This is a genomic window from Stenotrophomonas sp. 116085_Sma (assembly GCF_056479585.1).
On the sequence record NZ_CM151057.1, the window covers coordinates 2898955 to 2924046 of the forward strand.

24 protein-coding genes are annotated in these 25092 nt (G+C 65.8%); 9 read left to right on the forward strand and 15 right to left on the reverse strand.

From position 1 onward, the window contains the following. Positions 1-10: 10 nt before the first annotated feature. The 7 genes from der to ndk all read right to left on the reverse strand — a co-directional run bounded on the left by der (position 11) and on the right by ndk (position 6642). Positions 11-1408: a ribosome biogenesis GTPase Der gene (der, locus tag ACZK0Z_RS13525; protein ID WP_012479950.1), complete on the reverse strand. Its 1398-nt coding sequence runs from the start codon at positions 1406-1408 to the stop codon at positions 11-13. Between the two features lie 17 nt (positions 1409-1425). Further along, on the reverse strand, positions 1426-2634 hold the full coding sequence (bamB, locus tag ACZK0Z_RS13530) for an outer membrane protein assembly factor BamB (protein WP_005409300.1): 1209 nt from the start codon (positions 2632-2634) through the stop codon (positions 1426-1428). Then, positions 2634-3272, reverse strand: a complete 639-nt coding sequence (locus ACZK0Z_RS13535; RefSeq protein ID WP_033834897.1) for a YfgM family protein — start codon at positions 3270-3272, stop codon at positions 2634-2636. Before ACZK0Z_RS13535 ends, bamB begins: the two co-directional genes overlap by 1 nt. Positions 3273-3337: 65 nt before the next feature. Further along, a complete protein-coding gene (locus ACZK0Z_RS13540; protein ID WP_197632297.1) occupies positions 3338-4210 on the reverse strand; it encodes a RodZ domain-containing protein in 873 nt (290 codons plus the stop codon). An 18-nt stretch (positions 4211-4228) separates the two neighbouring features. Next, the gene (locus tag ACZK0Z_RS13545; RefSeq protein WP_049427441.1) at positions 4229-5014 is read right to left on the reverse strand and encodes a tetratricopeptide repeat protein; all 786 of its coding nucleotides are present in this window, start codon (positions 5012-5014) and stop codon (positions 4229-4231) included. Next, a complete protein-coding gene (gene rlmN, locus ACZK0Z_RS13550; protein WP_005409296.1) occupies positions 5001-6206 on the reverse strand; it encodes a dual-specificity RNA methyltransferase RlmN in 1206 nt (401 codons plus the stop codon). The genes ACZK0Z_RS13545 and rlmN overlap by 14 nt, the downstream gene beginning before the upstream one ends. 10 nt (positions 6207-6216) lie before the next feature. Then, a complete protein-coding gene (ndk, locus tag ACZK0Z_RS13555) occupies positions 6217-6642 on the reverse strand; it encodes a nucleoside-diphosphate kinase (protein ID WP_008265389.1) in 426 nt (141 codons plus the stop codon). 363 nt (positions 6643-7005) lie between these two features. Between ndk and ACZK0Z_RS13560 the strand changes: the two genes are divergently transcribed. The 3 genes from ACZK0Z_RS13560 (at position 7006) to ACZK0Z_RS13570 (ending at position 11383) form a co-directional block, all read left to right on the forward strand. After that, positions 7006-7659: a TetR/AcrR family transcriptional regulator gene (locus ACZK0Z_RS13560; RefSeq protein ID WP_049427155.1), complete on the forward strand. Its 654-nt coding sequence runs from the start codon at positions 7006-7008 to the stop codon at positions 7657-7659. 39 nt (positions 7660-7698) lie between these two features. Beyond that, the gene (locus ACZK0Z_RS13565) at positions 7699-10071 is read left to right on the forward strand and encodes a 3-hydroxyacyl-CoA dehydrogenase/enoyl-CoA hydratase family protein (RefSeq protein ID WP_100443606.1); all 2373 of its coding nucleotides are present in this window, start codon (positions 7699-7701) and stop codon (positions 10069-10071) included. A gap of 103 nt (positions 10072-10174) precedes the next feature. Next, positions 10175-11383, forward strand: coding sequence for an acetyl-CoA C-acyltransferase (locus ACZK0Z_RS13570; RefSeq protein WP_005416236.1), 1209 nt, complete (start codon positions 10175-10177; stop codon positions 11381-11383). Between the two features lie 477 nt (positions 11384-11860). Here the strand turns inward: ACZK0Z_RS13570 and galU are convergent, their stop codons facing one another. The 8 genes from galU to cmk form a co-directional block, all read right to left on the reverse strand. Then, positions 11861-12739, reverse strand: a complete 879-nt coding sequence (gene galU / locus ACZK0Z_RS13575) for a UTP--glucose-1-phosphate uridylyltransferase GalU (protein WP_197632463.1) — start codon at positions 12737-12739, stop codon at positions 11861-11863. Further along, on the reverse strand, positions 12736-14649 hold the full coding sequence (locus ACZK0Z_RS13580) for a polysaccharide biosynthesis protein (protein WP_197632464.1): 1914 nt from the start codon (positions 14647-14649) through the stop codon (positions 12736-12738). The genes galU and ACZK0Z_RS13580 overlap by 4 nt, the downstream gene beginning before the upstream one ends. Before the next feature lie 15 nt (positions 14650-14664). Next, entirely contained in the window at positions 14665-15642 is a 978-nt protein-coding gene (locus ACZK0Z_RS13585; protein ID WP_197632465.1) for a glycosyltransferase family 4 protein, read from the reverse strand. Positions 15643-15645: 3 nt separating this feature from the next. Beyond that, positions 15646-16824, reverse strand: a complete 1179-nt coding sequence (gene lapB / locus ACZK0Z_RS13590; RefSeq protein WP_049428020.1) for a lipopolysaccharide assembly protein LapB — start codon at positions 16822-16824, stop codon at positions 15646-15648. A 6-nt stretch (positions 16825-16830) separates the two neighbouring features. Beyond that, positions 16831-17112 carry a lipopolysaccharide assembly protein LapA domain-containing protein gene (locus ACZK0Z_RS13595; protein ID WP_197632466.1) on the reverse strand — a complete coding sequence of 94 codons (282 nt, stop codon included), beginning with the start codon at positions 17110-17112 and terminating at the stop codon, positions 16831-16833. A 76-nt stretch (positions 17113-17188) separates the two neighbouring features. Next, positions 17189-17494, reverse strand: a complete 306-nt coding sequence (locus ACZK0Z_RS13600) for an integration host factor subunit beta (protein ID WP_005409286.1) — start codon at positions 17492-17494, stop codon at positions 17189-17191. An 88-nt stretch (positions 17495-17582) separates the two neighbouring features. Then, positions 17583-19268, reverse strand: a complete 1686-nt coding sequence (rpsA, locus tag ACZK0Z_RS13605) for a 30S ribosomal protein S1 (protein WP_005409285.1) — start codon at positions 19266-19268, stop codon at positions 17583-17585. A 198-nt stretch (positions 19269-19466) separates the two neighbouring features. Next, a complete protein-coding gene (cmk, locus tag ACZK0Z_RS13610) occupies positions 19467-20144 on the reverse strand; it encodes a (d)CMP kinase (RefSeq protein WP_197632467.1) in 678 nt (225 codons plus the stop codon). A 197-nt stretch (positions 20145-20341) separates the two neighbouring features. Between cmk and ykgO the strand changes: the two genes are divergently transcribed. The 6 genes from ykgO to ACZK0Z_RS13640 all read left to right on the forward strand — a co-directional run bounded on the left by ykgO (position 20342) and on the right by ACZK0Z_RS13640 (position 24901). Further along, positions 20342-20467, forward strand: a complete 126-nt coding sequence (ykgO, locus tag ACZK0Z_RS13615) for a type B 50S ribosomal protein L36 (RefSeq protein WP_005409283.1) — start codon at positions 20342-20344, stop codon at positions 20465-20467. Between the two features lie 176 nt (positions 20468-20643). Further along, the gene (locus tag ACZK0Z_RS13620; RefSeq protein ID WP_226053522.1) at positions 20644-20943 is read left to right on the forward strand and encodes a hypothetical protein; all 300 of its coding nucleotides are present in this window, start codon (positions 20644-20646) and stop codon (positions 20941-20943) included. A 39-nt stretch (positions 20944-20982) separates the two neighbouring features. After that, complete coding sequence (locus tag ACZK0Z_RS13625; RefSeq protein WP_197632468.1) at positions 20983-22020, forward strand: agmatine deiminase family protein; 1038 nt, start codon at positions 20983-20985, stop codon at positions 22018-22020. Between the two features lie 224 nt (positions 22021-22244). Next, on the forward strand, positions 22245-23132 hold the full coding sequence (locus ACZK0Z_RS13630; RefSeq protein ID WP_005409280.1) for a carbon-nitrogen hydrolase: 888 nt from the start codon (positions 22245-22247) through the stop codon (positions 23130-23132). Between the two features lie 13 nt (positions 23133-23145). After that, positions 23146-23676, forward strand: coding sequence for a GNAT family N-acetyltransferase (locus ACZK0Z_RS13635; RefSeq protein ID WP_049429014.1), 531 nt, complete (start codon positions 23146-23148; stop codon positions 23674-23676). 4 nt (positions 23677-23680) lie between these two features. Continuing rightward, entirely contained in the window at positions 23681-24901 is a 1221-nt protein-coding gene (locus ACZK0Z_RS13640; RefSeq protein WP_005409278.1) for a TraB/GumN family protein, read from the forward strand. Positions 24902-25092 lie beyond the last annotated feature (191 nt).

Genomic DNA, 25092 nt, shown 5'->3' on the forward strand with positions numbered 1-25092 from the left:
TTCTCGTGAATCACTTGCCCTTGACGTGCTTCATCAAGCGCCGCTTGGCCTTGACCTGCCGCTCGGTGAGGACGTTCTTCTTGCCCTCGTACGGGTTGGTACCCTCGCGGAAGATGAAGCTCACCGGCGTGCCGATCAGCTTGAAGCGCTTGCGGAAGAAGTTCTCCAGGTAGCGCTTGTAGGATTCCTGCAGCTCCTTCAGGCGCGTGCCGTGCACGATGAAGGTCGGCGGATTCGCACCGGCCGGGTGCACGTAGCGCAACTTGGAGACGTGGCCGCGGATGGTTGGCGGCGGATTGGTCTCGTAGGCCACTTCCAGCGCCTTGTTCACTTCGCTGGTGGTGAAGGTCTTGTTCGCCGATTCGTGCGCGCGGTGCACGGCGCGGAACAGCTCGCGCAGGCCCGAGCCGTGCTTGGCCGAGATGCGCACCGATTCGGCCCACGGCACGAAGCCCAGCTTCAGCGACAGCATGGTTTCGGCCTGCTCGCGCTGGTATTCGGTCAGGCCATCCCACTTGTTGATGGCGATCACCAGCGCACGGCCGGCGTCGAGCACGGCACCGAGCACGGTGGCGTCCTGGTCGGTGACGCCTTCAGTGGCGTCGAGCATCAGCACGGCCACCTGGCACTGCTCGATCGACTGCATGGTCTTGACCACCGAGAACTTCTCGACGACCTCGTCCACGCGCGAACGGCGGCGCAGGCCGGCGGTGTCGATCAGGCGGTATTCGCGGCCATCGCGCTCCAGGTCCACCGCGATCGAATCGCGGGTGGTGCCCGGCACGTCGGAGGCAATCATGCGCTCCTCGCCGAGGATGCGGTTGACCAGCGTCGACTTGCCCACGTTCGGGCGGCCGACGAAGGCGATGCGGATGCGGTTCGGATCGTTGTCCAGCTCTTCGCCGCTGCCTTCTTCCGGCAGGCGCTGGATCACTTCGTCCAGCAGGTCGTCCAGGCCTTGGCGATGCGCGGCCGAGACGGTCAGCATTTCGCCGAAGCCGTAACGGGCGAACTCCGAACGCACGCTGTCCTCGTCGGTGCCGTCGATCTTGTTGATCAGCAGCAGCGTCGGGCGCGACAGCTTGCGCAGCCAGGCCAGGATCTCGTCGTCCAGCGCCGAGGTGCCCTCGCGGGCATCGACGACGAACAGGATCAGATCGGCTTCGGCCGCGGCCGCCCGCGCCTGCCGCGTGGTGGCGCCGGCCAGGCCTTCGTCTTCGCCGGCGATACCGCCGGTATCCACGACGAGGAAATGGTTGTCCTCGTCGAGGCGGCAGACGCCGTAGTTGCGGTCACGGGTAACGCCGGGCTGGTCATGGACCAGCGCGTCACGGGTGCGCGTAAGCGCATTGAAAATAGTCGACTTGCCGACATTCGGCCGTCCAACCAGGGCGACCAAAGGCAGCATCGCGATTACTCCAATTTTTAATTTGCCAACCGGAAGGCGGTCAGCTTGCCATCCACGTTCTGCACCAGCAGCACCCCGTCGACGACGACCGGCTGGGCCAGCAGGGCGTCACCGCCGCTCTTCGCCCGTGCCGCCATCGCACCATCGGAGGTCTTCAACCAGTGCACGTATCCCTTGTAGTCGCCAACGACCACGTAATCACCGTGCAGCGCCGGGCCGGTCAGCGAACGACGCGCCAGCTCGGTCTGCGACCACATGGCAGCGCCGGTCGCCTTGTCCAGGCCGAACACGCCACCCTTGTTGTCGGTGACGAACACATTGCCCGACGACACCGCCACGCCACCTGCACCACCATGGTCACGCGCCCACAGCGGGCGACCGGTCGGACCTTCGATGGCCATGGTCTGGTTCTTGAAGCTGCTCACGAAGAGGGTGTTGCCCTCCAGCACCGGAGCACCGTCGACGTCGGCCATGCGGTCCAGCTCGGTACGGCCTTCGCCGTTGCCAAGGTTCTGTTCCCACAGGGTACGCCCATCCTGCATGGCCAGCGCGGCAACCGCGCCTTCGTCCTTGCCGATGAACAGCACGCCCGGACCGGTGACCACCGGGGCGTTGCCGCGCACGGTCAGCGCCGGCAGCTCGCTCGGGTTGAACCACTTCTGGGTGCCGTTGCCGGCATCGAAGGCGGTGACGCGGCCGTCGTTGCTGCGCACGAACACCAGGCCCTGGGCCACGGCCGGCGCGGCAATGACCTCACCCGGAACACGGGCGCGCCACTTCTCGCTGCCGTCATTGATGTCCAGCGCGATGACCTGGCCATCGAGCGTGCCGATCACGACCAGGTTCTCACCAACACCCGGACCGCCGGACAGGCGCAGCTTCGGCTTCTTCTTTTCCTTCTGCGGCTCCCAGGTCCAGACCTTCTTGCCGGTCTGCAGGTCGATGGCGTGCACGCCACCGGTGATAGCCGCGGCGAACACATGGCCATTGGCCACGGCCGGGCCCTGGCGCACGCCGATGCGGCGCTCGCCCTTGCCGAGGTTGACCGACCAGGCCTTGTTGACCTTCACGCTCGGCTCGAACTTGACCAGCTCAGCCGGCTCCTGGGCCTTCTTCGCTGCCGCGTCCTTGCCGGCGAACCAGCCCTTCATGGTGCTGCAGCCGGTCAGGGCCATGCCCATCAGGAGCACGGTGGCGACGCGGGTGATCATGACCTTCTGACTCATCAAACCGACTCCGCAGGGGCGGCGACCGTGCCGCCGGCATCCATAACCTTGGTTTCCAGCAGGCGCCGCTGCGGCGCTGCCACGTCCAGCGACTTCAGCGCCTTCTCGTACTGTGCGCGGGCATCATCGCGCTTGCCCTGCGCCATCAGCGCATCGCCATGGATTTCCAGGCTGCTGCTGTCGGTGGCGCTGCCCAGCAGCTTGATTGCCTCGTCGCTCTTGCCGGTGGCCACCAGCAGGCGGGCCACACGCTGGTCGACCACGCGCTGCAGGTCGCTTTCGACCTTCACGGCGCGCAGGGTGGCCAGCGCTTCTTCGTTCTTGCCGGCGTCGACCTGGGCCTTGGCCAGCTGCAGCGCCGCGAGGTCGCCGTAGATGCTGGACGGGCCGGCTTCGAGCGCCTTGACCGCCTTGGCGGCGTCGTCGAGCTTGTTCTGCTGCAGGCCAACGAGCGCCTTCTGGTACTCGACATTGGCCGAGGCCAGCTTGCCGCCCTGATCCTTCTGGTACCACTGCCAGCCGGCAATGGCACCGATGGCGATGACCACGCCACCGAGGATGCTGGCGCCATTCTTCCGCAGCCAGCTGCGGACGCGTTCACTTTGTTCGTGCTCGTCGAGCAGATCGTCGATCGCCATGCGTACTCTCGCCCCGCCCATCGGGAGGGACCATTGGGTTTAATCGAAGGTGGTGAAACCGCGCCTCAGTGCGAAACCGGGACTACGGAGCCTTCAGAGGATACCTGAAAGCGTGCCACGTTGGCTCGCTGGTAGGGGGTCAGATCGACGATAGCGCCGTTCTGCTGAACCTGGACCGCCGAAGCGTTGCCCAGGGTCACCCGGGCCACCTGGCCGGGCGTGAAGCTGCGGCTCTCGCCGGACTTGATCAGTGCCTTCTCGACGGTGCCGCCGTCCGGACCACCGATATCGACCCAGCTGTCGCCGCTGAACTGCATCTCCAGCGTATTGGCGGCCGCGGGCGCAGTGGGTGCCGGACGCGGCACCGGGGACAGCGAAGCGACATACGGCGTTGCGGCCGGCTTGCTGGCCGGGGCGCTTGCGACTTCAACCGGGGCCGAGGGCTCGACACCCGCAGCGGACGGTGCCACCGGCACAGCGGCCGGGATCGCGTCCAGCGAGGCGGTGTTCGGCGACGGCGTGGCGCTGCCATCGAAATGGCCGCGGGTGGCGAACCACACCGGCACGGCCAGCACGGCGGTGATGCCGACGTACAGCACGCGCCGGCCGAGGTTCTCGGCAATGCGGCGCGCACGCGGGGTATGGGTATGGCTGACCAGGGTGGGCGGCACCACCGGACCCACCTGGGCCTGCTCGAGCAGCTGGCCCACATCGACATCAAGCAGGCGCGCGTAGCTGCGCAGCTGGCCGCGCACGAAGACGGGTGCGCCCAGCTTCTGCCACTGCTCTTCTTCCAGCGACTTGACCACCTGGACCGGCATGCGCAGGCGCGAGCCGACATCCTCAAGGGTCAGTCCGGCCGCTTCACGGGCCTGGCGCAGGCGGGTGCCGCAGCCGGCCGCAGTCTCGAGAGCGCTCACAGTCTGGTCATCAATCACAATGCATCAACCCTGGAGTTAGGAGCCCGCTTCCTGCGGAAATTCCTGTCGAATCCGCTGGAGATAGCGGTCAGATGCCGCCCTATCCCCCAGCCGCGCTTCGATTTGAGACGCAAGTTGTAACACGGAACGCGTTGCGGGTGCAGCCGCAATCCTACGTTCGGCGAAGGCCCGGGCCTCCATGTAGCGGCCCTGGCGGAAGCTGAGCTGGGCCATGGCCTCCAATGCGACCGGGTTGCCGGGCAGCGTCGCCAGCGCCGCGCGCAGGTCGCGCTCGGCACGCTCGAACTGGCCTGCATCCAGCGCACAGCTGCCGGCATTGGCCTGTGCTTCGGCTACGGCGGGGTTGCCCGGCGCCCGCTGGGCACGATCGAACCAGATCAGCGATTCGGCCGCCTGGCCCTGCTGGCAGAGCCACGCACCATAGTTGTTGAGCACGTCGCCGCGCTGCGGCGCCAGCTCGGCGGCCTTGCGGAAGTTCTCGCCGGCCTGCTGGCTGCGACCGCGACGCTCGTCGATGCCCGCAAGCAGGACCAGGCCGTCGGGGGCCGTGGGCACCAGCTTCTGGGCTTCGCGCGCCTTGCGCTCGGCGGCATCGAGATTACCGCCCTGGATGTCGCGACCAGCCAGGGTCAGCAATTCCTGCCAGCGCACCTGCTGCCGCACCCCATCCGGATCACGGACGGAGTAGACCGGCGCCTCGCTCGGGCCGAGCTTGGCCTTGGGATGGGATTTGCAGCCGCCGACCGCGAGGGCCAGCGTGCCTGCGAGCAGAACCAGCCAGAGGCGGTCAGGCCGCGGCATCGCTCCCCTTCCCCGCCTGCAGCGTCTTGTTGAACTCCGCCTGGCGGCGGGTACGGTCCATGACTTGCCCCTTGAGCTGGCCACAGGCGGCGTCGATGTCGTCGCCACGGGTGCGGCGGACCATGGTCAGCACGTTGCTGTCGAGCAGGATCTTCTGGAAGGCACGGATGTGCGCCTCTTCCGAACGCTCGTAGCGGGTGCCCGGGAACGGGTTGAACGGGATCAGGTTGACCTTGCCCGAATCCTTGGCCTGCACCGCGTTGTCGAACTGGCGCATCAGGCGGGCCAGCTCACGGGCATGCTCGGGCTTGTCGTTGATGCCCTTCATCAGGGTGTATTCGAAGGTGACCGATTCGCGGCGCTTGTTGGCGCGCAGGTAGCGTGCGCACGAGGCCATCAGCTCGGCGATCGGGTACTTCTTGTTGAGCGGCACCAGGGTCTCGCGCAGCGCGTCGTTCGGCGCATGCAGCGACACCGCCAGCGACACGTCGCTTTCGGCAGACAGGCGATCGATCTGCGGCACCAGGCCGGAGGTCGACAGGGTCACGCGCTTGTTGGCCAGGCCGTAGCCCAGGTCGTCGCGCATCACGCTCATGGCGCGCACGACGTTGTCGAAATTCATCAGCGGCTCGCCCATGCCCATCATCACCACGTTGGTGAGGCGGCGCATCTGGTGCGGCACGTTGCCCAGGTGGCGTGCGGCAACCCACACCTGGCCGATGATCTCGGCGGTGGTCAGGTTGCGGTTGAAGCCCTGGGTGGCGGTGGAGCAGAACGTGCAGTTCAGGCCGCAACCGACCTGCGAGGACACGCACAGCGTGCCGCGGGTCTTGTCCGGGATGTACACGGTCTCGATGGCGTTCTTGCCATCAACGCCCATCGCCAGCAACCACTTGTGGGTGCCGTCGGCGGAGGGCTTGTCGAACACGATGTTCGGAACCAGCACCTCGGCATGGGCCTGCAGCTTGGCGCGCAGGACCTTGCCGAGGTCGGTCATTTCATCGAAGTCGGTGACGTAGCGATGGTGGATCCACTTCATCACCTGATGGGCACGGAACTTCTTTTCGCCAAGAACCTCGACGAAAAACTTCTCCAGGCCCGCGCGATCGAGGTCGAGCAGGTTCTGCTTGCCAGCCGTGGGTGCCGACTTCGGCAGCGGCTGGATGGCGGGGGACTGTACGACCTCGTTCACGGCATTACTCTCAGCGCGAAACGACTTCGGTGGCGGCGAAGAAGTAGGCGATTTCAATCGCGGCATTCTCGACCGAGTCCGAGCCGTGGGCGGCGTTGGCATCGATGGATTCGGCGAAGTCGGCGCGGATGGTACCGGCAGCGGCTTCCTTCGGGTTGGTGGCGCCCAGCAGGTCGCGGTGGGCCAGGACGGCGTTCTCGCCTTCCAGGGCCTGGATCATCACCGGGCCGGAGATCATGAACTCGACCAGCGCGTTGAAGAACGGACGCTCGCGGTGCACGGCGTAGAAGCCTTCGGCTTCACGGCGCGACAGCTGCTTGTACTTGGCGGCCACGACCTTCAGGCCGGCCTTCTCGAAGCGGGCGTAGATTTCGCCGATGACGTTCTTGGCAACGGCGTCCGGCTTGATGATCGAAAGGGTGCGCTCCAGCGCCATGGGATGTCTCCAATGGAATCGGGCCGCTGATGGCCCGAAGGGTAACATGAAAAAAACCCGCGTCGGGACGCGGGCTTAGCCTGATAAACGTAGGCGAATTGTAAAAGATAAAGCGCTGCCGTGGTAGAGGGCGGCCAGCGCCCCCTGTAGAGCCGAGCCCATGCTCGGCTGCTTTTGGCCAGAAAGGCAGCCGAGCATGGGCTCGGCTCTACAGAAGCCGCACAGCCTTCCAAGCCCCCTCACCCCATTCACCCACCTGAGCGGATTCTGACCACCCTGCGCATTTTTGCTGCACTGCAAAATGCCATACGGTACCGTCCGGTTCTAGTATCAAACAATCGTTTGATTAAGGTCTGCCCACCGATGGCCAAGCCCGCCCACTTCTCGACCAAGGACCGGATCCTCGGTGCCGCCGAGGAGCTGTTCGCCCAGCACGGCTTCGCCGGCACCTCGCTGCGCCAGGTCACCAGCCAGGCCGACGTCAACATCGCCGCGGTCAACTACCACTTCGGCTCCAAGGAAAACCTGGTCAACGAGGTCTTCCGCCGCCGCATGGACGAGATGACCGGCGCCCGCCTGTCACAGCTCGAGCGCGCCCGCGCCGAGCACCCCGGCGAACTGCGCCCGGTGCTGGCCGCCTTCGTCGAGCCCGCCCTGGCGCTGGCCCAGGACCGCCAGAACGGCGGCGCCTTCGTGCGCGTGATCGCCCGCGCCTACGCCGAGAAGAACGACAACCTGCGCAAGTTCCTGTCCGACCATTACGGCCACGTGCTGCGTGCGTTCGGCAAGGCCATCGGCGAGTGCGTGCCCGGCCTGAGCAAGGAAGAGCTGTACTGGCGCCTCGACTTCCTGGCCGGCTCGCTCACCTATGCCATGGCCGACTTCGGGCTGATCAAGCGTCCCGCCGGTGTCACCGAAGCGGCGCATCGTGCCCATGCCGCCCACGAACTGATCCATTTCGCCGAAGCCGGGTTCCGCGCCGCCGCACGCGCCAGCGCCCTGCCCGCTTCCCTTTGATTCCACCCAGTAACTGCTGACCAACAAAGGCCCTACACCATGTCCAATTCCCTGCTAGTCCGCCGCGCCGCCGTGCTGGGTGCCGGCGTCATGGGTGCCCAGATCGCCGCCCACCTCACCAACGCGGGCGTCGACACCGTGCTGTTCGACCTGCCTGCGAAGGAAGGTCCGGCCGACGGCATCGTGCTGAAGGCGATCGCCAACCTGGGCAAGCTGAGCCCGGCGCCGCTGGCCAGCAAGTCGCTGGCCGAAGCCATCACTCCGGCCAACTACGAGTCCGGCCTGGAACAGCTGAAGGACTGCGACCTGATCATCGAGGCCATCGCCGAGCGCATGGACTGGAAGCAGGACCTGTACAAGAAGATCGCCCCGTTCGTGGCCGACCACGCGGTGCTGGCCTCCAACACCTCGGGCCTGGGCATCAACAAGCTGGCCGACGTGCTGCCCGAGCAGCTGCGCCACCGCTTCTGCGGCGTGCACTTCTTCAACCCGCCGCGCTACATGCACCTGGCCGAGCTGATCCCGGCCACCACCACCGACGCCGCCGTGCTGGAAGGCCTGGAAGCATTCCTGGTCACCACCCTGGGCAAGGGCGTGGTGTACGCCAAGGACACCCCGAACTTCATCGGCAACCGCATCGGCGTGTTCTCGATCCTGTCGACCATCCACCACACCCAGCAGTTCGGCCTCGGCTTCGACGAAGTGGACGGCCTGACCGGCCCGCTGGTCGGCCGCCCGAAGTCGGCCACCTACCGCACCTCCGACGTGGTCGGCCTGGACACCATGGCCCACGTCATCAAGACCATGGGCGACACCCTGCCGAACGACCCGTGGCATGAATTCTTCAAGTCGCCGAAGTGGCTGGACGCGCTGATTTCCAAGGGCGCGCTGGGCCAGAAGACCGGCGCCGGCATCTTCCGCAAGGTCGGCAAGGACATCGTGGTGCTGGACCTGGAGAAGCAGGACTACCGTCCGGCCGACCGCACCGCCGCACCGGAAGTGGTCGAGATCCTGAAGATCAAGAACCCGGCCGAGAAGTTCGCCAAGCTGCGCGAGAGCCAGCACCCGCAGGCGCAGTTCCTGTGGGCGACCTTCCGTGACCTGTTCCACTACAGCGCCTACCACCTGGCCGACATCGCCGAAACCGCGCGCGACGTCGACCTGGCCATCCGCTGGGGCTACGGCTGGTCGCTGGGCCCGTTCGAAACCTGGCAGGCCGCCGGCTGGAAGCAGGTCGCGCAGTGGATTGCCGATGACATCGTCGCCGGCAAGAGCATGAGCAACGCCCCGCTGCCGGACTGGGTGTTCGATGGCCGCGACGGCGTGCACGCCGCCGAGGGCAGCTACAGCCCGTCGCGCAACGCCAAGCTGCCGCGCTCGTCGCTGCCGGTGTACCAGCGCCAGCGCTTCCCGGATCCGCTGCTGGGCGAAACGTTCGCACCGGGCGAGACCGTGTTCGAGAACGACGGCCTGCGCATGTGGCACGACGGCGATGGCATCGCCGTGGTCAGCTTCAAGACCAAGATGAACACCGTCTCCGACCAGGTGCTTGATGGCCTGCAGGAATGCGTCAGCCGCGCCGAGAAGGATTTCCAGGGCCTGGTGATCTGGCAGCAGAAGGAACCCTTCTCCGCCGGTGCCGACCTGGCCGGTGCGCTCGGCCTGCTGCAGGCCGGCAAGGTCGACCAGTTCGAAGAGATGGTCGCCAACTTCCAGCGCACCAGCCAGCGCATCAAGTACTCGCTGGTGCCGGTGGTGGCAGCGGTGCGTGGCCTGGCCCTGGGCGGCGGCTGCGAGTTCCAGATGCACAGCGCCAAGACCGTGGCCTTCCTGGAAAGCTACATCGGCCTGGTCGAAGCCGGTGTAGGCCTGCTGCCGGCCGGTGGTGGCCTGAAGGAACTGGCCGTCCGTGCCTCGCAGGCCGCGGGCCCGGGCGGCGATGTGTTCGCTGAACTGAAGAAGACCTTCGAGACCGTGGCGATGGCCAAGGTGTCCAACTCGGCGGTCAACGCCAAGGAACTGGGCCTGCTGCGCAGTACCGACAAGGTGGTGTTCAACAGCTACGAGGCCCTGCATATCGCCAAGGCCGAAGCACGCGCCCTGGCCGAAGCGGGCTACCGTCCGCCGCTGCCGGCGCGCCGCATCCAGGTCGCCGGTGACGTGGGTATCGCCACCTTCAAGATGATGCTGGTCAACATGCTGGAAGGCCGTTTCATCAGCCCGTACGACTACGAGATCGCCGAGCGCATCGCCACCGTGCTGTGCGGCGGCAAGGTCGACCGCGGCACCCTGGTGGACGAAGAGTGGCTGCTGACCCTGGAGCGCAAGCATTTCGTTGAACTGGCCCAGCAGGAAAAGACCCAGGCCCGCATCGCGCACATGCTGAAGACCGGCAAGCCGCTGCGTAATTGATCGCCATCCCTGCTTTTGGTGGGTGCCCACTTTGGTGGGCACTCCCTGATGTGGCAGTCGAGCATGGCTCGACTCTACAAAACCTATTCGAGAGATCACTGCAATGACCAAGCAAATCCAGGACGCCTACATCGTCGCCGCCACCCGTACCCCGGTCGGCAAGGCGCCCAAGGGCATGTTCCGCAACACCCGCCCCGACGACATGCTTGCGCACGTGCTGCGCAGCGTCGTCGCCCAGGCCCCGGGCGTGGACGTCAACCGCATCGATGACGCGATCATCGGCTGCGCCATGCCGGAAGCCGAGCAGGGCATGAACGTGGCGCGCATCGGCGTGCTGCTGGCTGGCCTGCCGAACACCATCGCCGCGCAGACCGTGAACCGCTTCTGCTCCTCCGGCCTGCAGGCCGTGGCGCAGGCCGCCGACGCGATCCGCCTGGGCAACGCGGACCTGATGCTGGCCGGTGGTACCGAGTCGATGTCGATGGTGCCGATGATGGGCAACAAGATCGCGATGGCGCCGAGCGTGTTCGACAATGACCACGTCGCCATCGCCTACGGCATGGGCATCACCGCCGAGAAGGTGGCCGAAGAGTGGAAGGTCTCGCGCGAGGACCAGGACGCCTTCGCCCTCGCCTCGCACCAGAAGGCCATGGCCGCGATCCAGAACGGCGAGTTCAAGGACGAGATCAGCCCGTACGAGATCGTCTCGCACCTGCCCGACCTGGCCGACGGCCAGCGCATCATCACCCGCAACAAGGTCGCCGACACCGACGAAGGCCCGCGCCCGGACTCGTCCGCTGAAGGCCTGGCCAAGTTGCGCCCGGTGTTCCGCAACGGCCAGTTCGGCGGCACCGTGACCGCCGGCAACTCCTCGCAGATGAGCGATGGCGCGGGCGCGGTGCTGTTGGCCTCGGAGCAGGCGATCAAGGATTACGGCCTGACCCCGCTGGCCCGTTTCGTCAGCTTCTCGGTGGCCGGCGTGCGTCCGGAAGTGATGGGCATCGGCCCGATCGCCGCGATTCCGAAGGCCCTGAAGCAGGCCGGCCTGACCCAGGACCAGCTGGACTGGATCGAACTCAATGAAGCCTTCGCTGCGCAGTCGCTGGCCGTGATCCGCGATTGCGGCCTGGACCCGAGCAAGGTCAACCCGCTGGGCGGCGCGATTGCCCTGGGCCACCCGCTGGGCGCGACCGGCGCGATCCGCACCGCGACCCTGCTGCACGGCCTGCGTCGTCGCCAGCAGAAGTACGGCATGGTGACGATGTGCATCGGCACCGGCATGGGCGCAGCGGGTATTTTCGAGGCGCTGTAAGGTTCAAAGCGTTGCCGGCGGGATGTCGGTCTGCTTGCAGGGCCCGGGTGGGTGAGGCTGCCCGGGACACGCCGTGAACCCGTCCCTGGGGGCTTGGCAGCGGCATCCATGCCGCTGACAGTCCCGGGCAGCCTCACCCACCCGCGCCATCCATCATTCCGCGCGGCGGAGGGGTGAGCAAAGGCAGGATCAAGAGCTGGGATCAGATCCCTTTGCTGCGCAAAGGGATCTGACCCCAACAAGTAAAAAAGGCAGCCATCGGCTGCCTTTTTGCTTTTGCTCTTGCCCTTGATTCCGCCCTTCCCGTCCGCGCTCGCAGGAAACTGTCGAGAGGCGTGGGCAGTCCGCTGCAGGACCGTTGGCGCCATGGATGGCGCCATCGAGCCCCCAGGGATGGGTTTACGGCGTGTCCTGCAGCGGACTGCCCGCGCCTCCCCCACTTTGCAGGAGGGCGCTGCATGGAGCGCTTGATAAACCTTATTCCGCTAACATCGCCGTCAGCTTCTCCCGCGCCGGCCCTGCCAGCTTCGGGTTGTCCAGCGCGAAGCGGATCGTCGCCTCCACCAGCCCCAGGTGTGTACCGCAGTCGAAACGAGTGCCCTCGAAACGATAGGCATCGACCTCTTCGGTCTTCAGCAGCTGCGCGATCGCATCGGTCAGCTGGATCTCGCCGCCGGCACCGCTGCCGGTCTGCTCCAGAAGCTCGAAGATCTTCGGGCTCAGCACGTAGCGTCCGACCACCGCCAGGTCGCTTGGGGCGTCCTCCGGCTTCGGCTTCTCCACGATCTGCGAAATGCGCCCCTTGCGGCCATCAAAGGCCTCGGTGGCGACGATGCCATAGCTGGCGGTCTTGTCGTGCGGCACATCTTCAACCGCAATGACGCTGGCGCCACTGGCTTCGTTGAGATCGGCCATCTGCTTCAGCGCGCCATCACCACGGTTCCAGATCAGGTCGTCCGGCAGCAGCACCGCGAACGGTTCATCGCCGATCACGGCCCTGGCACACAGCACCGCATGGCCCAGGCCCAGCGCCTCGGCCTGGGTCACGAAGATCGCGCGCACGCCATTGGGCAGTACGTGACGGATCAGTTCCAGCTGCTCCTGCTTGCCAGCGCGCTCGAGCTTCTGCTCCAGCTCGTAGGCCTTGTCGAAATAGTCGGCGACTGCATGCTTGTAACGGTTGGTGATGAACACCAGCGTGTCACAGCCCGCCTCGATTGCTTCATCCACCGCGTACTGGATCAGCGGCCGATCAATGATCGGCAGCATCTCCTTCGGTACGGTCTTGGTTGCTGGCAAAAAACGCGTCCCCAGACCCGCCACGGGGAAAACTGCTTTGCGAATTCGCTTGCTCATTGGTGCCTGTTGGCCTCGCGTGCCGGAAAGGGCACGACTTTAGCGGATGAAATGTAAGCATCCTGTTCGATTGGCGAGAACTCGGGCATCGTCGCGAACAGGACTTCCTTGATGGTTTCGGTGTCGTAGCTGCAGACTGCCTCGCGCAGGCGCGGGACGTTGCCCAGCACCAGATCGCGCGAGAACATGCGGACACCGGCCTCAAGGACCTTCGGATGCGCGGTGGCGCGGTAGTCCTCGTCCGAATAGAACAGGGTCTCGTGCAGCTTCTCGCCCGGACGCAGGCCGGTATAGATGATCTGCACATCCTTGTACGGCTGCTTGCCCGCCAGGCGGATCATCTGCTCGGCCAGAAGCCGGATCGGCACCGGTTCGCCCATGTCGAGCGTGTAGATCGCACCGTGCGAGGCTGAGGCCGCTGCCTGCAGGATCAACTGGCAGGCCTCGGGGATGGTCATGAAGTAGCGGGTGACTTCCGGATCGGTGACCGTGACCGGCCCACCACGCAGGATCTGCTCCCGGAACAGCGGCACCACGCTGCCGGCCGAGGCCAGCACATTGCCGAAGCGCACCGTGACGAAACGGGTATGCGTGGACTTCTGGTCCAGGCTCTGGCAGATCATCTCGGCATAGCGCTTGCTGGCACCCAGCGCATTGACCGGGTCCACCGCCTTGTCGGTGGAGATGAACACGAAATGCTCGACGCGGGCTTCCAGGCAGGCGCGGGCCACGTTCTCGGTCGCCAGGATGTTGTTGCGCACGGCTTCGCGCAGCTGCCGTTCCAGCACCGGCACATGCTTGTAAGCGGCAGCATGGAACGCGGTGTCGACCGGATGCAGCGACAGCGCATGGCGGATCACCGCGGGATCGCCACAATCGCCCAGCACCGCTTCGATCTCGATATCGGGGAAGCTGCGGCGCAGCTCACCTTCAATGGTCAGCAGCAGCAGTTCGCTGATCTCCAGCAGGATGATGCGACCGGCACCGTGGCGCGCGCACTGGCGGCACAGCTCCGAGCCGATCGAGCCACCGGCACCGGTAACCATCACGGTGCGCCCACCCAACCAACCCCGGATCAGGTTCCAGTCCGGGGTGATCGGCTTGCGGCCGAGCAGGTCCTCGATCGCCACTTCCTTCAGCTGGCCGGGCAGCGACTGGCCCTGCAGGATGTCGCTCAGCTTGGGCACCGTGCGGAACGGCACGCCGGTGCTTTCGCAGATGGCGACCACCCGCTGCATGCCAGCGGCATCCAACGACGGCATCGCGATCACCAGCAACTTGGCCGCGGTCTCGCGAACCACCGACGGTGCGTCATCCAGGCTGCCCAGGATGGGCAGGCCCTGCAGCTTGGCGCCGCGCAGGTGCGGTGCGTCGTCCAGCAGGCCAACCGGCTCGAAGTTGCCGGAACGGCGCAGATCGCGGACCAGGGTCTCGGCTGCCTGCCCGGCGCCCAGGATCAGCACGCGGCGTGCGCTCGAATCGGACTGCAGTGCCTGGTAATCCTTCCAGGCACGGTACAGCAGGCGCGGCGCGCCCAGCAGCGCCGACAGCGCGAACGGATAGATCACCAGCACCGACATCGGCACACCGTCGAAACGCTTCCACATCAGCACCAGCACGATGCCGACCAGGCCGATGAAGCTGGCCTTGAAGATGTTCAGCAGGTCGCTGACGCTGGCGAAACGCCACAGCCCGCGATACAGGCCCACGCGCCAGAACACCAGGCCCTGCAGCAGCAGCACCAGCGTGGTATCGACGTTCCAGAGGGGCAGCGCGGGCGCGTTGGGCAGGATCGAGTACCGCCCCGCATGGAGCAGCTGCCAGCATGCCCAGACCATGAACAGGTCGTGGCAGACGATGGCCGAACGCGGCATCAGGCCAAGAATTCTGTCCCGCCAAGGTGAAGCCATAAGTCAGGTCGTTCCTTATCGGTGACGCAATCCATTGCGCAGGAGGAGCCAGAGGACGCTCAGCGCGAGAAACCACGCGATCGCCAGGACAGCCTCCCACCTCGGCTGCAGATTGGAGCAGACATTAAGCACTGTAATACTGAACAGGCCCAAAGCAAAGTACATCCCTGTCACCTGGGCGTGGCTGGCTCCTGCCTGCACCGCCCGCTGGTAGACGTGCTGGGTATGGGGTTCCATCCAGCGTTGTCCGGAAATGATGCGCGCCGCCAGTGTGAAGCCCGCGTCCACAAGGAATGCCGAAGCCGGCACCAGCAGCAGGATCCAGTGGATATCTGTACGCACCGCGGCGATGGCCAGGACGACGGCGACTGCATAGCCCAGCGCGCCACTTCCGACATCACCCATGAATATCCGCGCCCGCGGGAAATTGAACGGCAGGAAACCCAGGCAGGCCAGGCCCAGCGCCACCGCCGCCAGCGAGTACGGCCAGGGCAGTACCGGCGCCAGGCCCAGTGCGACCACGATGGCCTGGCTGGCAGCAATACCGTTGATGCCATCCATGAAGTTCCAGATGTTGATCAACGAGGCTGTGAATACCAGCACCAGCCCGGCCAGCAACCAGCTTCCACCGTGCACCTTGACCAGGGCGGCCAGCAACGCGGCGGCAATGAAGTGCACCAGCAGGCGGCGCATGGCCGGCAACGGCCGGTGGTCGTCCCACCAGCCGATGCCCGCCACCAGTACCAGGCCCAGGCTGGCCACCAGCAGGCTCGGTGTCGATTCCGGCCAGACCCACATCGCTGCACCGGCGGTGATCAGCAGGCTGACGACGATGGCGATACCACCACCGCGCGGCGTTGCCACGCTATGGCTGCGACGCTCGCCGGGCTGGTCCACCAGTTGCTGGCGCAGGGCATAACCCCGTGCCGCCCAGGTCAACCCCGCACTCAGCAGGGCCAGCCCCAGCAGCGCGCCCATCACGAGCCACGGCATGGATCAGAGCACCGCGTAGTTCAGCAGTGGCTTGACCGTGCCCCATTCCTTGCAGCTCGGGCACTGCCAATGGTGGGTGCGTGCACCGAATCCGCAACGGGTGCACCGGTAGGCGGGATTGCGCACCAGCAGCTGGTCGGTGATGTGCTTGAGGTCATGCAGGGTCGCAGTGGAATCGGCGCCCTCGGCCAGCGTCAGGTCGATCAGCGCGGATTCGCCGCGCACCGACGGACGATCCTTGAGCTGGCGGCCAAGGTAGGCACGGGCCGGAGCCACACCCTCCTGCTCTTCCATCAGCCGGGTCAGGGCCAGCACCGGGGCGATGCCACGGTAGTGTTCGGTCATTTCCGACAGGAACGCACGCGCGCCCCCCAGATCACCGACCTTCCGGTAGTTTTCCATCAACGCCGGCAGCAGCTCGGGCAGGTATTCCGGATCGTTGCGCGCGGCACGTTCGAATGCACGCACGGCGGCTTCAGCGTTGCCCGCATCCGTCTCAAGGCGACCTTCGATGATGCCGGCGCGCACCGACATGGCGTCGGCCTGGTAGGCGCGGGCGATCGCCGCCCTCGCCTCTTCCAGCTTGCCGGCACCGCGGAAGCGTTCGGCCAGTTCGCATTCGAACTGCCCGATCAGCTTGCCCATCGGCTCGCCGGTGACGTCTTCGAAGCGGGTGGCGTTGTCGATCGCCTTTTCCCAGTCACGCTCGGCCTGGTAGATGCCGATCAGGTGCTTGAGCGCCTGCGGGGCGCGCTGGTCCAGCTGCGCCAGCTCGGTGAACACAGTCTCTGCACGGTCCAGCAGGCCGGACTTCATGTAGTCCTCGCCCAGCGCCAGCAGGGCCTGCACGCGCTGCGCGTCACTCAGATCGTGGCGGTTGACCAGCCCCTGGTGCAGGCGGATGGCGCGGTCGACTTCACCGCGGCGGCGGAACAGGTGGCCCAGCGCGACCTGGGTCTCGAAGGTTTCCTTGTCCAGCTCGGCGATGTGCAGGAACAGTTCGATGGCCTTGTCCGGCTGCTCGTTGAGCAGGTAGTTCAGGCCACGGAAGTAGGTGCTGGACAGGCGGCTGACCTGGTTGTCACCGTGGCGCTGGCCACCACGCCGGCCAATCACCCACCCGGCCAGTGCGGCCAGCGGAACGAACAGGAAAAACCACAGCCATTCGGTGACGAAATCCATCTTCGATCAGCGTCCATCAAAAGATTGGGAGGAAACACCCGCGGCCGGCGTGGCGGCGGACTTGTTGGCGCGGCGCAGCTGGCTGTAGAGCGGAATGACCACGCTCACCAGCACCAGGCCGGCACCGACGATGACACCGATCAGCAGGGCCGCAATGAGCGCCACGCCCACGGAGGTATTCAATTGGGTAAACAGCAGGTTGATCGACATCGCGGTCATGTTGACCGCACCAATGATCAGCCCAAGGATCAGGACCGCCAGCAGGACCAGCAGACGAAAGACCTTCATGCGACAGCTCCAGTGGCAGGAGTCCGTAGCTTATCCGACCCGCGGCTGGATTCGCACGCGGTGGCGCGACGGAGGCTCAGGCCGGATCGGCGTCCAGCGGCAGCACACTGCTGACCCGCTCGCGCAGTTCCTTGCCCGGCTTGAAATGGGGGACGTGCTTGCCCGGCAGGGCAACCGATTCGCCGGTCTTCGGGTTGCGACCCAGGCGCGGCGGACGATAGTGCAGCGAGAAGCTGCCAAAACCACGGATTTCGATGCGATCCCCGGCGGACAGCGATCCGCCCATCATTTCCAGCAACGACTTCACCGCCAGATCGACATCATCGGCCTTCAGGTGCGCCTGGCGGCGCGCAAGGATTTCGATCAGTTCGGATTTGGTCATTACCGGCTCACATCAGGGGCATCTCAGCCTGAAACGGCCCGGGCAGAAGCCCGGGCCGTCCAGGAAACAACAAACAGCGTAAGGCCGATTACTCGGACTTGTTGCCGTTCAGCTGTGCACGCAGCAGCGCGCCCAGCTGGGTGGTGCCGCTGGAAGCCGAAGAGGACTGGTATTCCTCCAGCACTTCGCGCATTTCCGCGTCATCCTTGGCCTTGATCGACAGCTGCAGGGTACGGCCCTTGCGGTCCATGCCCACGAACTTGGCTTCGATCTTGTCGCCGACCTTCAGGTGCTGGGTGGCGTCGTCAACGCGCTCGTTGGCGATGTCGCGGGCCGAAACGTAACCCTCGATGCCGTCAGCCAGCTCGATGATCGCGCCCTTGGCGTCGACTTCCTTCACCACGCCTTCAACCTTGGAGCCCTTCGGATTGGCAGCCATGTACTGGCCGAACGGATCCTGCTCCAGCTGCTTCACGCCCAGGGAGATGCGCTCGCGCTCCGGATCGACAGCCAGGACAACTGCGTCCAGGGTATCGCCCTTCTTGAAGTTGCGAACGACGTCTTCGCCGGTGGTGTTCCAGCTGATGTCGGACAGGTGGACCAGGCCGTCGATGCCGCCGTCCAGGCCGATGAAGATGCCGAAGTCGGTGATCGACTTGATCTGGCCCGACACCTTGTCACCCTTCTTGTGGGTGGCAGCGAAGGTTTCCCACGGATTGGCGGCAACCTGCTTCATGCCCAGCGAGATACGGCGACGCTCTTCATCGACGTCCAGCACCATCACTTCGACTTCATCACCAACCTGGACAACCTTGGACGGGTTGACGTTCTTGTTGGTCCAATCCATCTCGGAGACGTGCACCAGGCCTTCGACGCCCGGCTCGATCTCAACGAATGCACCGTAATCGGTGACGTTGGAGACCTTGCCGAAGACGCGGCTGTTGGCCGGGTAACGACGGCCGATGTTGTCCCACGGATCCTCGCCCAGCTGCTTCAGGCCCAGCGAAACGCGGTTGCGCTCGCGGTCGAACTTCAGCACGCGGACGTCCAGCTCGTCGCCGACGTTCACGACTTCCGACGGGTGACGCACGCGCTTCCACGCCATGTCGGTGATGTGCAGCAGGCCGTCGATACCGCCCAGGTCCACGAACGCGCCGTAATCGGTCAGGTTCTTGACGACACCCTTCAGGATCGCGCCTTCCTGCAGCTTGTCCATCAGCTGCTCGCGCTCTTCCGAGTGCTCGCTTTCGACGACAGCGCGGCGCGAGACCACGACGTTGTTACGCTTGCGGTCCAGCTTGATGAGCTTGAACTCGAGTTCCTTGCCTTCCAGGTAGGCCGGATCGCGCACCGGGCGCACATCGACCAGGGAACCCGGCAGGAAGGCGCGGACATCCTTGATGTCCACGGTGAAACCACCCTTGACCTTGCCGCTGATGCGGCCGGTGATGGTTTCGTTCTTTTCCAACGCTTCTTCCAGCTCGTCCCACACCATCGCGCGCTTGGCCTTCTCGCGCGACAGGACGGTTTCGCCGAAGCCGTTCTCGATCGAGTCGAGGGCGACCTTGACGATGTCGCCTTCGGCGACGTCGATTTCGCCAGCGTCGTTACGGAACTGTTCGATCGGCACGATGCCTTCGGACTTCAGGCCAGCGTTGATCACCACGACGTCGCCGCGGACTTCAACAACGGTACCGCTGACGATGGCGCCCGGCTTCAGCTTGGCCAGGTTGGCCTGGCTGGCTTCAAACAGTTCGGCAAATGATTCGGTCATTAGATTTACTCTGTTGGACACATGGGTCGGTGGCGTCCCCTTCAGGGGAATGGCGACCGCCCGCCTGTTGGTCGACCCCGGAAACGCAGGTCGTGTGTAGTAGGAAAACCGCCACGCATCATTGCGCGACGGAGCTGGTACAGCACTGCTTTGCGCGACCACCACCGATGCTGCTGGCAGTGCTCCTGCGCGAACGGATCAGGCAGCCGGAACCGGAAGCAGATCCATCACTCGGGCAACGACACCATCGATGCCGATGCCTGTGGTGTCGATGAGGACAGCATCGTCTGCCGGCTTCAGGGGCGCCACGGTACGCTGAGCATCACGGGCGTCGCGGGCCATGATCTCGCGCAGGAGGTCATCAAAGTTAACAGAAACCCCCTTGTCTTTCAACTGCTTATGCCGGCGCTCGGCGCGCTCCTCGGCACTGGCGGTCAGGAAGACCTTGTAGGGGGCGTCCTTGAAGATCACCGTGCCCATGTCACGGCCGTCGGCGACCAGGCCCGGCAGCTCCCTGAATGCGCGCTGGCGCTCCTTCAGGGCAGCCCGGACCTCGGGAATGGCGGCAATGGCGGAGGCCAGGGCGCCGGTGGTCTCCAGGCGCAGCTCGTCGGTGGCATCGGTGCCGTTGACCATGACCCGCATCGACTCGCCCTGTTCAACAAACTGAACATGGGTGTCGAAGGTGCACCGCACCAGCGCCGAGGCGTCAGAAGTGTCGATGTCGGCCCAGCTCGCGGCCACGCCCACCGCGCGGTACAGCGCGCCCGAATCCAGGTAGTGCCAGCCCATCCGGCGCGCGATGATGCGGCTGATGGTACCCTTGCCGGCCCCGGAAGGGCCGTCGATGGTCAGGACGGGAGCGAGTGGATTCATGGGGTTCCCAGAGCGTGTGAAGGGGTCATTCTAGCCCCTGCCCGGGGCCCCGCGCGGCGACTTTCGTGCAACCACTTGAAACATCGACAAAAAGCCCGGTAGAATGGCGGGCTTGAACGAGCGTCAACTGCCGATTGTCTTTCGCATATCGCGGCCACGCTCCACCCGAACAACTACTGTTTACGCCGAGGTATGCCATGAAAGTCCTGTCCTCCCTGAAGTCGGCGAAGGCCCGTCACCGCGACTGCAAGGTCGTCCGTCGTCGCGGCAAGATCTTCGTCATCTGCAAGTCGAACCCGCGTTTCAAGGCGCGTCAGCGCTAAGCCCAACAGCCCTCGCGGCTGCGGCTGGCCCTACGCGGGGCCGACCCGATGCAAGAAACCGCCTTCGGGCGGTTTTTTGTTTATGCGGCTTTTCCCTGCCGTTTTTGCTGTAATCGCCTTTCTTGACCACTGGGGAGTAGATCGAGATGAAGCGTTACCTGTCCGCCCTGGCCGTGATGGCCACCCTGGCTGCCGCCACGCCGGCGATGGCCGATACGCTGCTTGTCGACCGCGCCCGCGAGAAGCCGGCCGGCGCCCTGCCCGTTCGCGGCCAGAGCATGCAGCAGGTGCAGGCGCAGTTCGGCGCGCCGAGCGAACAACTGCAGCCGCGTGGCGGGCAGAAGCGGCAATGGCCAACCATCAACCGCTGGGTGTACCCGCAGTTCACCGTCTACTTCGAGAAGCAGAAGGTGATCGACGTGGTGGCCAACCAGGCGGACCCGAACGAAATCGGCCCGAAACCGCCGATCCGTTGATCCCTTTACCCGCCGTGGGCGGGCCTGTGTAGCGAGACCATGAACCAGACCCTTCGTTTTCCTGCCGAGTGGGAAGCCCAGAGCGGCGTCCTGATTGCCTGGCCCACCGCCGACACCGACTGGGCCGACCGCCTGGGCCAGGTGGAAGAGACCTACATCGCCCTGGTCGCGGCCATCACCCGCTTCCAGCCGGTGCTGATCTGCGTGGCCGACGACGATGTGGAGACCTATGCCGAAATGCGGCTGCGCTCCAACCGCATCGACATGGACAAGGTCCACTTCACCACGGCCGCCTACGACGATACCTGGCTGCGTGATTCGGGCCCGATCACCCTGCGCCGCGCCGATGGCAGCTTTCAGCTGCTGGACTTCCGCTTCACCGGCTGGGGCGGCAAGTTCGATGCCACCCTCGATGACCAGCTGGTGGGCGTGCTCGACCAGGCCGGGGTGTTCAACAACGCGGCGGTGCGCAGCATTCCGTTCGCGCTGGAAGGCGGCGGCATCGAGACCGATGGCGAAGGCACCCTGCTGACCACCTGGAAGTGCCTGCACGAGCGCCACCCGGACCGCGACCGGGCAAGCCTGAGCGCCGACCTGACCGACTGGCTGCAGCAGGACCGCGTGCTGTGGCTGGACCACGGCTACCTGGAAGGCGACGACACCGACGCGCACATCGACACCCTCGCCCGCTTCGCCTCGCCGGACAGCATCGTCTACCAGGCCTGCGACGACGAGAGCGACTCGCACTACGCCGAACTGCAGGCGATGGGCAATGAGCTGGCCGCGCTGCGCACCAAGGATGGCAAGCCGTACCGCCTGTTCCCGCTGCCGTGGGCACAGCCGGTGATCGACGAAGGCCGCCGCCTGGCCGCTTCGTACGCCAACTACCTGATCATCAATGGCGCGGTGCTGATGCCGGCCTATGGCGACCCGGCCGATGACCTGGCCCGCGACGTGCTGGCGCAGGCGCACCCGGGCCGCGAGATCGTGCAGGTGCCCTGCCGCTCGCTGATCTGGCAGAACGGCAGCCTGCACTGCATCACCATGCAGCTGCCGGACGGCCTGCTGAAGGCCTGATGGATGACGTCGGGCCCCGCCCGGCACCGCTTTTGTAGAGTCGAGCCATGCTCGCCTGGCTCCTTGTAGAGCCGAGCCCACGCTCGGCTGGCCGCTCGCGCGATCGAAGCGGAACGCAGCCGAGCATGGGCTCGGCTCTACAACACCGGCCCATTCAGCGCGCGACACGCCGTCGCCGCCCATCCGCGCTAACATGCAGGTTTTCCCCCGCAGGAACGCCCCGCATGAACTCGCGCAGCCCCCTTACCGTCGCCCTGATCCAGGAGCGCAACCACGGTGATGCCGCCGCCAACCTGGCGGTGATCGAAGCACGCGTGGCCGAGGCGGCTGCGCAGGGTGCCAAGCTGGTGCTGCTGCAGGAACTGCACAACGGCCCGTATTTCTGCCAGCACGAATCGGTGGACGAATTCGACCTGGCCGAGCCGATTCCGGGCCCGAGCACCGAGCGCCTGGGCGCACTGGCGAAGAAGCATGGCGTGGTGCTGGTCGGCTCGCTGTTCGAGCGCCGCGCTGCCGGCCTGTACCACAACACCGCCGTGGTGTTCGAGAAGGACGGTACCCTGCTCGGCAAGTACCGCAAGATGCATATCCCGGATGATCCGGGCTTCTACGAGAAGTTCTACTTCACCCCGGGCGACATCGGCTTCAAGCCGATCGATACCTCGGTGGGCCGCCTTGGCGTGCTGGTGTGCTGGGACCAGTGGTACCCGGAAGCGGCGCGCCTGATGGCGCTGGCCGGCGCCGAACTTCTGCTGTACCCGACCGCGATCGGCTGGGACCCGGACGATGTGCAGGACGAGAAAACCCGCCAGCGCGACGCCTGGGTGCTGAGCCACCGTGGCCACGCCGTGGCCAACGGCCTGCCGGTGCTGAGCTGCAACCGCGTCGGCCACGAGGCGTCGCCGCTGGGCGCGTCGGGCATCCAGTTCTGGGGCAACAGCCACGTGCTCGGCCCGCAGGGCGAGTTCCTGGCCGAAGCCGGCACCGATGCCACGGTTCTGCTGTGCGATGTCGACCTGCAGCGCAGCGAGCACGTGCGCCGCATCTGGCCGTTCCTGCGCGACCGTCGCATCGACGCGTACGGTGACCTGCTCAAGCGCTACATCGACTGAGCCGGAGCCGCGCATGGCCGTCCTCATCCGTGATGCCGGCCCGGCCGACATCGACGCGATCACCGCGATCTATGCGGTGGAAGTGACCGACTTCGTCAACACCTACGAGTACGACATCCCGGACGCGACCGAGATGCTGCGCCGCATGCGCGACATCATCGATCGTGGTTTCCCCTACCTGGTCGCCGAGATCGACGGCCAGGTGGCCGGCTATGCCTACGCCAACACCTACCGCACCCGCGTCGCCTACCAGTGGACCGTGGAAAACTCGGTCTACGTCGATGCCCGCTTCCAGGGCAAGGGCGTCGGCACCGGCCTGCTGCAGGCCCTGATCGACGCCTGCGTGGCGCGTGGCTACCGGCAGATGGTGGCGGTGATCGGCGAACCGACCAATACCGCTTCCATCAAGCTGCACGAACGCTTCGGCTTCGAACTGGTGGGCGTGTTCCGTGGCCTCGGCCGCAAGCACGGCCGCTGGCTGGATACCGTGCAGATGCAGCGCGCGCTGGGCGATGGCGCCGACACCGCACCTTCCAATGAATGAACCCATGACCGAAACCCTTCCCGAGACCGGCGACGATCTGTTCGCCGGCCAGCCGGTGCGCGTCGTCGAACGCGACGGCGTGCGCTACACCCTGCTGGGCACTGCCCACGTTTCGCGCGCCAGCGTTGAAGCCGTGGAGAAAGCCATCGACAGTGGCCGCTTCGATGCGGTGGCGGTCGAGCTGGACCCGCAGCGCCTGCAGGCGCTGAGCGACCCGGACACGCTGGCCAAGCTCGACCTGGTCGAGGTGATCCGCAAGGGTCGCGTCGCCCTGTTCGCCGCCAACCTGGCCCTGTCCGCCTACCAGCGCCGCCTGGCCGAGCAGCTGGACATCGAACCGGGCGCCGAACTGAAGCGCGCAGTGGAACTGGCCCGCGAACGCGACCTGCCGGTGCACCTGATCGACCGCGAGGTCGGCCTGACCTTCCGCCGCGCCTCGCAGCGGCTGGGCTTCTTCGGCAAGCTGAAGCTGGTCGCCGGCCTCGGCGCCGGCCTGTTCTCGTCCGAGGAAGTGGGCGAGAACGAGATCGAGAAGCTCAAGCAGGGCGACATGCTGGAATCGAGCTTCGGCGAGTTCGCCAGCGAGAGCCCGGCGCTGTACGAGACCATCATCGGCGAACGCGACCGCTACATGGCCACGCGCCTGCGCGAGGAACACAACCCGCAACAGCGTGAAGTACTGGCGGTTGTCGGTGCGGGCCATCTTGCAGGCCTGGCGCGCTACCTGGAAACCGACACCGAAGCACCGGCACCGCTGCGTGCCGAGCTGGAAGCAGTACCGAAGAAGCGCAACATCCCGTGGTTCACGCTGGGCATCCTGGCGATCGTGGCGACCGGCATCGGCGTTGGCTTCTACCGCGGCGGCCTCGGCGTGGGTACCGAACTGCTGGCGACCTGGGCGATGTATACCGGCGGCCTGGCGGGCCTGGGCTGCCTGCTGGCCGGCGGCCATCCGCTGAGCATCCTCACCGCGATCGCGGTGGCCCCGTTCAAGCCGTTCCGCCTGAGCATTCCCACCGGCGCGTTCTCGGCGCTGGTGGAAGCGCGACTGCGCAAGCCGGCGTACGAGGACTTCCTCAAGCTGCGCGACGATGCGCAGAGCCTGAAGGGCTGGTACCGCAACCGCGTCACCCGCGTGGTGCTGACTTTCATGCTGACCAACATCGGCAGCATGCTCGGTCTGTGGCTCACCACGTTCAAGGTATGGGGCAAGGTCGCGGGGTAGGCCTCAACCGGCCACAGAATCTGTAGCGCCCGAGCCCATGCCCGGGCGACGCCGCGACGCGGCGAACAGCAGCCGAGCATCGGCTCGGCTCTACATGGGCGCGGAATCTGTAGCGCCCGAGCCCATGCCCGGGCGACGCCGCGACGCGGCGAACAGCAGCCGAGCATCGGCTCGGCTCTACATGGGCACGG